Source organism: Legionella tunisiensis (assembly GCF_000308315.1).
Classification (GTDB): domain Bacteria; phylum Pseudomonadota; class Gammaproteobacteria; order Legionellales; family Legionellaceae; genus Tatlockia; species Tatlockia tunisiensis.
The window spans coordinates 1-8,624 of record NZ_CALJ01000172.1; the positions used below are offsets into that span (position 1 = coordinate 1).

Below are 8,624 nucleotides of genomic sequence, written 5' to 3' on the forward strand. Positions count from 1 at the left end.
TGCCATTATAGCTTTTGATACCCTTATAATAAGAAGAAGCGGGCATATCACCCATTAATTTCAGAGCTTCCTCTTTATTAAAATTAAACCGCTCTACCAGGTTTTTAAGGGCTTTCCATATGACTTCATTAGGTACTGCTAATGATACTTGCGCTGAAGTTTTCATAAGAGCTTTTTTCTTTTAAAGATAACTCATTATGGTCCAATTTTAGATTTTTGTCTAATTTTAGATTAACAATCTCTATTGATTAACTAAATGGCAAACTGTATTTCCAAATTCCATTTGGCCTGTTTTTTTATTTGTGTTGTTAATTAAGGCATGCAACAATGGTTAAAGACACTACGAGCAAAGGACGAGCTTATGAAACGATATATCTGGTTCCATCCCTTTTATATTGCAGAGACTGCCAAGAGGATAGTGGAAGGTCAGATGCGTAATGCAGAACAACATGGTTATATTGTCTTAAAAGAAAAAGAATTACATAAAGTCAGTAAGCACGATCATTTATCAATTGTTGGTCATACACTTCCCCCAAAGTTAGAGATAGATGCAGATGTACAGGTAGACGTTATACCGCCATTGATTAAAGTGCCGGAGGATACGGGTGCTGAGTTAGCAGAGGAGGTTGCTCAACAGGATGATACAGGCTTTTATATTCAGGGAGAAACGGCAGAGCAATGCGTAAAAAGATTGCAGAAAGCTGGGCTTAAAAAAGGACCGCAAGTATTATCACTGGAATGTTGCATAGCTGCTGTAACGAACGGTATTGCCGAACAATTATCAAGTCATCGATTCTTTATAAATACGATTTTTGAGGCAAATACCGGTGGTATAGGCCGGAATCCTGGCGATATTTTCTGGTCTATGCCTGAAGACAGTTTTGGCAGAGTCGTAATGAAAAGTGATGAAAACCCCTGGATTTTTTTGCTTGGAGGAATTCAGGTTGCAAAACGCCATCATGGGACTTACCAAATTAGCGAGGTAGTCAGAACAATTCTACAGCAAGATTTTCACAGTCGCTTTTTTAGTCATTATAAACCGGGTTTAAGAGGGGGGCGTGTAGGGCGATATTGCGAGAGTACGGGGCAGCGAATAACTCGTGAAAAAGCAGAGGTTTTTGCTCTTGAGCAACCAAAGTCAGCCACTGATACTGCATTACAAGAAATGGATAAAGAAGATAAGAGTGGGGTTCTAGGTCATTAGACTACCCAATGAATTTCATTCATATTACTTTAGCCGAATAATGAAATTTTTAGCCAGTAGCAATAAATTTAGCTAGATTAGGCAGTGAAGAAAAGCCTTCTAAGTTATATGCTTTTGGTGAGTTACTTATTCAATGAGTGTAATCTTTTTTATAACTGACAAAACATAAAATTACCAGAAATTAGATACTGATTTCGCGATAGCTCGGGTATTAGCAATTTGTTTTTGAAAATTGATTATGCTAAAAATTATTAATTAACAGGAGTGAAATTCGTTTAAAAGACGCGTGCTAATTTAAGAGATTTCATGGACGAAAATAAACAATTAGTTATTCATGTATGGATAGTTTGTGCTTTAGGTTTATTTATTGATGGTTATGATTTATACATAACCTCCGTTGCTGAACCTTTTATTAATGCATTGTATCACCCATCTTCTCTCATGATAGGCTTAACGCAAGCTGCAGCTCCGCTCGGGGCAGTATTTGGTGCCATTATTGTCGGACGCCTGGCTGACATGATAGGCAGGAAAAGTATGCTTATTATAAATCTTGTTTTTTTGTCTTTGTTGCTTTGTTTTCCGCTTGTGCATGGAACATTACCTCTCTCTGTATTTTTCGTTTCTTATTAGGTTTTGGAGTAGGCGCTGATTACCCTATCTGTGCTGCTTATCTGGCTGAAATGATACCTCAAAATAGAAGTAGCCAGTATATTGCAACGGCCATGTTCATTAATTGCCTTGCCTCACCAATAGGCGTACTCGTGGCTTGGCTTTTATTCAAAATATATCCTTATATGGATGTTTGGCGATGGATGTTTGCTTCTGGGGCAATCCCCGCATTAATTGGCTTATTATTCAGAGCGAAATTACCAGAAAGTTTTTATGGAAGGCGCACCAACAAGTACAGCAGAGAAATCTTTTCAGTCATTATCATCATTTATTCTCTGCCAAAATGATAAAGATAACGTTTTCCTTATGCTCCTGCTGGTTTTTACTTGATATATCCTATTATGGTATTGGCCTATTTACTCCCCATGTATTACGCGCTCTTCATCTGTCCAGCCAAGCTAATTTTATAAGTGCACAAACGGAGGTTTTAAAAAATACTTTGTTGGTGAATGTATTTGTTTCCATGGGCGCTTTTGCGGTGATATTTTTTGTTAATAGAGTTCCTCTCATTAGATTGCAAAAAGTAGGGTTTTGTTCTCTTTTCTGGGTTTAGTCATCCTAAGTTTCAGCTATCTATCAACCAATCTTAATTTAATATTCACAGGGTTTATTCTATTTAATTTCTTTATTAATTTTGGTCCGGGAATAAGCACTTATTTATTACCAGCCCAGCTTTATAAACCAGAGTGTAAAGCGACTGGACACGGGCTGGCAGCTGGAGCAGGAAAATTTGGTGCTTTTGTAGGGACCGTGTTTTTACCTATTTTTCAAGCTAGGTTGGGTATTTACCTAACAGTAAGTATTCTGGCGGGCACTTTAATACTCGGCTGGTTATTAACTCGACTATTGGAGAGGGAAAAAGCGAAATTATATCGTTTAAGAGAAGCAGACAAAGAAGAATCATTACTATTATTGAATGGTTAGAGAGGAAATTATGAACTATCAACTAAGCGAAGAACAACAATTATTCTGGCAACAAAATGGCTTTGTTATGCTAAGCGATTTTTTCCACTTGACTTAAAAAAACAACTTAAAAATTGGTGTGATGAACTGACAGCTTTGCCAGAAACACCAGGAAAGTGGATGAAGTATTTTGAAAAAATGCGCAAGGTCAACGCCAGTTATGCCGCATAGAAAATTTTATCGATTACCACAGACCCATGTATGAACTCGCCAATGGTGAGCGTACGCTGCAACTGGTCTCTCAATTAATGGCCGAGCAGGCCGTTATTTTTAAAGAAAAGATCAATTACAAATTTCCGGGAGGAGGCGGGTTTAAGGCGCATCAAGATGCTCCTGCTTTCATAAGTTTTGATCAGCGATTTCATATTACAATGATGCTTGCTATCGATGATTGCACTTTGGAGAATGGTTGTTTACAAGTTGTGAAGGGCGGCGCTAATAAACCCGTGATTCTACCACAGGAAGCAGATGGTTCTATTCAAAAAAAATATTGCTGATGCCTTTTTCTGGTCACCGATTGCATGTCAAAGTGGTGATGTCATTTTATTCGATTCCTATTTACCTCATTATTCTGAGCCTAACCGCAGCAATAATTCTCGTCGGGCAATGTTTGTTACTTTTAATAAATTTTCAGAGGGTGGGGCACGGCGAGAGGCTTATTATCAGGATAAACGAGAAAAATTTCCTCCTGATTGTGAGCGTGATCCTAATAAAGATTATTCAGCCGGTGCAGCAATCTACAATGTCGCTAATCCGATCGCTGAAACAATGCAGTGACAATTATGGACACAGTAGAGAGTAAAATTGACAAGGCATTGTATTGCCTTAAATCGGCCCAGTATAGCAATTATATTGGGGAATCAGTATCTCAATTAGAACATGCTTTGCAATGTGCCTATTTTGCGGAGCAGGCAGGACATTGCCAAGAGGTAGTTCTTGCTTCTTTATTCCATGATATAGGTCATTTTGCTTCTAATACAGAACAATTTTGCATGGCAGATCTGGGCGTTGTGAATCACGAATGGATAGGGGCAAAATTAGCTTATGATTTTGGCTTTTCAGCAAAGGTGGCGCTACTGATTGGTTATCATGTGGATGCCAAGCGATATTTAGCTGGGAAAAAACCAAGTTATTTTGCTCGTTTGTCTGAAGCAAGTAAAGGAACACTGAGCTTTCAAGGGGGGGCTATGTCTAATGCTGAAATACGTTTTTTGAGAAACATCTTTATTTTAAAGCTATCCTACAAGTGCGCGTTAATGATGAAAAAGCCAAGAAAATTGATTTAAGTGTTCCTGAGCTTGATTATTACCGTCCACATATTCAAGAACACTTCAATAAACAAGGTCAACGGAGTGAATCTGATATAAAACTGGACAATTATGTTGACGCATTCTGGGTAGCTGATTTTAAGGCTTATCTTGAAAAAGAGTAATTGATGCCTGGCTGTTGAGCTTTATGCTCGACTACACTGAACGGTAAGTCAAAAGAGGGGGCTTATAAGTTGAAACTATAAACTTGCAATTATATTTCAATGATAGAAATATAACTGCAAGCCTAATGAAGAGCTTTAATTAATTAGCTTAATACACTTACTACATTTGCAACTGCTTCTTCATCGCTCTTTTTCTTTGTAGGTGCTTTTTCAGGAGTAACTGAAGGGAGAGTCGGTAATCCCACATTGGTATCTTCTACTCTTAATTCCTCTACAGTTGCTTTGAAGGCACTAGCACCGAAAAAGCTGCTTGGAGCAGAAGGCGCTTTAACTCCACTCATAGACGCAGTGAAGAAAAGAATTTGTCCTTTGAGCAAATTTCTTACAATCTCTAATGCTTGTTGAGCAAGTTTAGTTGGTAATTGATCGTAAACTTCAACAAGACTTTCTTCTCTTTCCATAAAAATGCTGTAGTTAGCTACAGGTGCGCTTTTATGAGTTTTAAATACAATATTAATGCTCAAGGTACCATGATCGTCTTTACGCACTGGAGCGTTCATTCTACTGGCAACTTCATGGATCATTCTTACAGGAAAATAAGCATAGCCTTCAGGAGTGGCAGTAACTTCTTCTTTTAAAATGTGTTCCAAGTGTTGTAAAGTTTCTTTCTTTTTGAAGGATTTGATTTTCGATACAGGTTGAACTGTGCCTACTACTTCTGTAAAACCAGGATCCTTAGGATTGTTGGAGTGGAGATAAATATTGTGTTTATAACCACCATGTACTATGAAACTGCAAAAACCACGTGGGTGTGAGTGCCTGGTTTCTGGTTCTAGGCGAGCGCCTAAACTTTCATAAAGGTCGCCTGGCCAAAAATTGAGTCGCAACTCTGCAGCATCAGGAATAACCTTTAAAATTTGAGGATCTTTGATTGCACCAATAAGATCATTGTTCAAACGTAAAAATCCAGATGGATTTCTGCTTACAGTTAAATGTTCCGCATAACTTGGATCTTCTAAAACTTCCAAAATTGCAGTCATGAGAGTGACTTTAAATCCGACGTTAGTTAAGGCTCTATCAACGCTATCTAATCTGCGAGCATCTACACAGGTCGTTGCTAAACTGGCTCTATCTCGCGTACCCAAAAAGCCAAATAATTTTCGTGATAATTTATTGGTGCTTCCGCCCAAAAAACATCTTGAAAGGTTTTAGGCTGAGCTTTGGGTTTGAGAGGTACTGCTATAGTGGCTGCAGGGGCGTCTTCACTTGTTTTGGGTACGGCTTCTGAGCCCAATTGTGCACTTTGCGTGGAGACTTCTTGCTTCTGTTTATCTTGCTCAACAAGTAAACGGGCGCTATCTTGGCTTAACATATTCTACCTCAAGTAAATAAATTTGATTGATCCCTCCTCCTTTTTCCCTGAGATTGCCTGAAAAATTGGCAAGCGCTCAAATATTACCCATAAATTATTAAGGAAATATTAAATATTTTTTAAACATTATTGATTATTTTTGAACAAAAATTTGTCAATTAAATTGTTAAATTAACTGCGAATAAACGAATATTTTTTGGCAAATTGATCGCTTTTATCAGGGGTAATATCAATAACGTTGTAAATTACGAGCAAAATATCTTCGATTTACGTGGCTTTTTTGCCAATTTTTTCTGATTTTTTAACTGAAAATTAATTTTAATAATCTAGGTTATAGGCTAATTATAATGGTATAAAAAATTACATAAAAATATTTATATTTAAAAATTATGGTGTATTTTTATTGGGCTATTTTAATTATTTTTTATTGTAATTTTTTGATAAAATTTATATTTTTAATATTAACTACAATTTAATCGTAAAATTAGATGGAATATATTCATAATAAGTGTTTTCTTTAAAGGTGATTTTTCCTGAAATTGCTGAAATACGATTACCAGGTAAAATAAAACCAATAACATTGAGCGGATCGACCGCTGAAATAGTAAGCGCCTCTTTGCTGGGCTCTTTATTTTTAATTGCCCGTAAAGAGTCCACTGCATACGGTAAAGCGAATTGCTCACCTATAAAACCACTGACAAAACGCCCTCCGCGAATTTCTCCACGTGCTTCCAGACGGCGAAAAGCTATTAACAGTTCCCGCCAACGCGGAATTATTTTTTCCCTGGCTAAAAGATCACGAAAAACAACGCCATATCGTTTCAATAATAGCCAACAAATTGCTTCAATTTTTGCAGTATAATCTTGGTGGACGTGATTTTTTAATAAAGACCATCTACCCGTACTATATTGATGACGAAGAGGATGCCGTCGTTTCTTGTTTAAGCGACGACGAGGATCGATCAACGAGCGTAAATTATCGAAACCATCAGCGGTTGTTAAACCGGCTGTGACCAATTCCCAAAGCCCCATCTCAATTTCTGATTTAAGATGCTTTACACCCAGGGTAATATCAGTAAAAAATGAAGCCCCATTTTCTTGTAAATAGCGATAAATATTTTTTGCAATATGGCTTAAACCAGGTAAATCTTCTTCATGAGAGAAATGTTGCACTTCAGGCATCCATTCCGCTGTATCTCGCACGAAGAAGGTAATCGGAGCAACACTCGTTGGAATTACACGCTTATTTTCTGATGCTGTCTCATTAGTTAAAGAGGAAAGACGTCCCCAGCCGATAATTCCCATCAGGCAAAGTCTATCGAGCATTGCGGGATCATAATTGTTGATTCTTTTGGCTAAAATGTCTGGTTCCCAAGCTTTTGCGGGAATTTCAAATCCTTGCAGCTGACTGATTACCTCAAGTAGGCCTTGTTCATCTCTTAATTGAGTGCCGGGAGCTAAATGTTGCCAAGTTAATAGCCATTGCACGAATTTCATAGCGCTGACAGGTTCGATTTCTTTACGTAATTTTCCTAAAGTCAGTTGATGAATTCGAGCCAGTAGGCGACGTTCGCACCATTCTAGTTGATTAGCTGTTTTGAATGTGCCCCGCAAAATGAGGCCGCTTGCCTCTAATCGTAGTAAGGCGTGTTCGGTAGAGGATAAATCCAGGTTTAATAGCTGACTTAATTCTTGGCTGGTTGTTGGGCCTAGGGAGAACATCCAGCCACGGATTAATTCAACAATACCCTCATCGTAAGCTAATGGTTTTTCTTCAATGGCTTTTAATGGATGATGAATAATTGCTTGCGGGTAGATATTGGAAAATGTTTTGGCCTTTTCTATAGCAAGCCAGAAAACTTTATCATCTACTATTGCTGTAGCCGATCGTCCTGAAGCAATGAGTTCTGTGAAGAGATTTTGCCATAATAAGCGGGTTTTTTCCTGCTTAAAATGCGTAGCGGGAAAAGCAATAAAGGTTTGAAGCGCATCTTGGAGTTCATCCGCGTTCCTGACATCAGGCCAAACCTGCTGTTGAACTTCCTCAATAATGTTTAAATCCAACTTGCCTATTTCTTGTATAAGAGTATCAGGTAAGATGCGCCGCATGGCTACTGCACGTGCCCGCCTCTCTTCTAAAGGTGCATCGTCCAAAAAAGGCGTAAGGATTCGCATTTAAAATTTCGTGAGCAAATTGCGAGGGGCTTGGTGTATCGATAGCAAGATACTGGATTTCGCCTTTTTATTTTCTTTAAAACATCAATCAAACCATCCAGATCGAGTGCTTCGGTTAACGCATCTTTCAATGCTTCATTAATCAAAGGATGGTCTGGTAATTCAATGTCGCGTCCACCAAGATTGTCTTGACAAGCAGCTGCATCAGGGAAAACGGCAGCTAGTAAATCATCGGCTGAGCATTTCAAGCATGTTATTAAAGGTTTCACGTGCTAAGGATTTATAAGGAAAAGCGTGTTTTACCATCGCAAATAAATCATCTTCTCGCCAGTCGTCAGTAGCGCAACTTGCAACAATTTGTTGCGCTAAAATATCGAGGGGTTCCTTAGGAATAATCAACTGATCGAGGTCGCCGTCTTTGATAGCATTGACCAAGGCTGCACATTCTAATAACTCGTCGCGAGTAGTGGCAAAAATTCGTCCTTTAGAAATCGCACCATGCCAATGACCTGCGCGCCCTACGCGCTGTAACATGACTGCAATTGAACGTGGCGAACCTAATTGACATACCAAATCAACCGTACCAATATCAATACCTAATTCCAAAGATGCTGTGGCGACAAGTGCCTTTAGTTGCCCGTTTTTTAATTTGGTTTCGGCGGTTAGCCGTAATTTTCTAGATAGACTTCCATGGTGGGCGGCAACTTGCTCTTGACCCAGCCGCTCTGTCAGATGATGAGCAACTCTTTCGGCTACTCGGCGGGTATTGGCAAAAATTAGAGTGGAACGATTTGTTGGCGAGTTCTGCA

13 protein-coding genes are annotated in these 8,624 nt (G+C 38.6%); 8 read left to right on the plus strand and 5 right to left on the minus strand.

The window, feature by feature from the left end; translation table 11 throughout:
• Window positions 1-361: 361 nt before the first annotated feature.
• From BN58_RS10445 to BN58_RS33810, 8 genes are all read left to right on the plus strand, one after another.
• Window positions 362-1,204: a hypothetical protein gene (locus tag BN58_RS10445; RefSeq protein ID WP_019216776.1), complete on the plus strand. Its 843-nt coding sequence runs from the start codon at window positions 362-364 to the stop codon at window positions 1,202-1,204.
• A 306-nt stretch (window positions 1,205-1,510) separates the two neighbouring features.
• The gene (locus tag BN58_RS36070; protein ID WP_026069408.1) at window positions 1,511-1,834 is read left to right on the plus strand and encodes an MFS transporter; all 324 of its coding nucleotides are present in this window, start codon (window positions 1,511-1,513) and stop codon (window positions 1,832-1,834) included.
• Complete coding sequence (locus BN58_RS36075; RefSeq protein WP_269570238.1) at window positions 1,777-2,160, plus strand: MFS transporter; 384 nt, start codon at window positions 1,777-1,779, stop codon at window positions 2,158-2,160. The genes BN58_RS36070 and BN58_RS36075 overlap by 58 nt, the downstream gene beginning before the upstream one ends.
• A gap of 244 nt (window positions 2,161-2,404) precedes the next feature.
• Window positions 2,405-2,797: an MFS transporter gene (locus tag BN58_RS33805; RefSeq protein ID WP_019216777.1), complete on the plus strand. Its 393-nt coding sequence runs from the start codon at window positions 2,405-2,407 to the stop codon at window positions 2,795-2,797.
• Window positions 2,798-3,033: 236 nt separating this feature from the next.
• Window positions 3,034-3,333, plus strand: coding sequence for a phytanoyl-CoA dioxygenase family protein (locus tag BN58_RS36080; RefSeq protein WP_269570239.1), 300 nt, complete (start codon window positions 3,034-3,036; stop codon window positions 3,331-3,333).
• On the plus strand, window positions 3,305-3,613 hold the full coding sequence (locus BN58_RS36085; protein WP_269570240.1) for a phytanoyl-CoA dioxygenase family protein: 309 nt from the start codon (window positions 3,305-3,307) through the stop codon (window positions 3,611-3,613). Before BN58_RS36080 ends, BN58_RS36085 begins: the two co-directional genes overlap by 29 nt.
• Before the next feature lie 5 nt (window positions 3,614-3,618).
• Window positions 3,619-4,122: an HD domain-containing protein gene (locus tag BN58_RS24160; protein ID WP_232220512.1), complete on the plus strand. Its 504-nt coding sequence runs from the start codon at window positions 3,619-3,621 to the stop codon at window positions 4,120-4,122.
• Window positions 4,083-4,268: a hypothetical protein gene (locus BN58_RS33810; protein WP_019216779.1), complete on the plus strand. Its 186-nt coding sequence runs from the start codon at window positions 4,083-4,085 to the stop codon at window positions 4,266-4,268. Before BN58_RS24160 ends, BN58_RS33810 begins: the two co-directional genes overlap by 40 nt.
• Before the next feature lie 143 nt (window positions 4,269-4,411).
• Here the strand turns inward: BN58_RS33810 and BN58_RS10475 are convergent, their stop codons facing one another.
• The 5 genes from BN58_RS10475 to BN58_RS33820 all read right to left on the minus strand — a co-directional run.
• Complete coding sequence (locus BN58_RS10475) at window positions 4,412-5,308, minus strand: hypothetical protein (protein WP_019216780.1); 897 nt, start codon at window positions 5,306-5,308, stop codon at window positions 4,412-4,414.
• A 77-nt stretch (window positions 5,309-5,385) separates the two neighbouring features.
• Complete coding sequence (locus tag BN58_RS10480) at window positions 5,386-5,640, minus strand: hypothetical protein (RefSeq protein WP_019216781.1); 255 nt, start codon at window positions 5,638-5,640, stop codon at window positions 5,386-5,388.
• A 465-nt stretch (window positions 5,641-6,105) separates the two neighbouring features.
• Window positions 6,106-7,815: an Lhr family helicase gene (locus BN58_RS24165; protein ID WP_232220513.1), complete on the minus strand. Its 1,710-nt coding sequence runs from the start codon at window positions 7,813-7,815 to the stop codon at window positions 6,106-6,108.
• The gene (locus BN58_RS33815) at window positions 7,776-8,063 is read right to left on the minus strand and encodes a hypothetical protein (protein WP_051131890.1); all 288 of its coding nucleotides are present in this window, start codon (window positions 8,061-8,063) and stop codon (window positions 7,776-7,778) included. The genes BN58_RS24165 and BN58_RS33815 overlap by 40 nt, the downstream gene beginning before the upstream one ends.
• Window positions 8,044-8,624: helicase-related protein (locus BN58_RS33820; RefSeq protein ID WP_269570241.1), on the minus strand; the 581-nt coding region annotated here is incomplete at its 5' end. The genes BN58_RS33815 and BN58_RS33820, both read right to left, overlap by 20 nt.

Coding starts and splice junctions, on each gene's coding strand:
- BN58_RS10480 (WP_019216781.1), bottom strand. CDS start 5,640: ATGTTAAGCCAAGATAGCGCCCGTTTACTTGTTGAGCAAGATAAACAG.
- BN58_RS10475 (WP_019216780.1), bottom strand. CDS start 5,308: ATGACTGCAATTTTGGAAGTTTTAGAAGATCCAAGTTATGCGGAACAT.
- BN58_RS36085 (WP_269570240.1), top strand. CDS start 3,305: ATGGTTCTATTCAAAAAAAATATTGCTGATGCCTTTTTCTGGTCACCG.
- BN58_RS10445 (WP_019216776.1), top strand. CDS start 362: ATGAAACGATATATCTGGTTCCATCCCTTTTATATTGCAGAGACTGCC.
- BN58_RS36080 (WP_269570239.1), top strand. CDS start 3,034: ATGTATGAACTCGCCAATGGTGAGCGTACGCTGCAACTGGTCTCTCAA.
- BN58_RS24165 (WP_232220513.1), bottom strand. CDS start 7,815: ATGCGAATCCTTACGCCTTTTTTGGACGATGCACCTTTAGAAGAGAGG.
- BN58_RS36070 (WP_026069408.1), top strand. CDS start 1,511: ATGGACGAAAATAAACAATTAGTTATTCATGTATGGATAGTTTGTGCT.
- BN58_RS24160 (WP_232220512.1), top strand. CDS start 3,619: ATGGACACAGTAGAGAGTAAAATTGACAAGGCATTGTATTGCCTTAAA.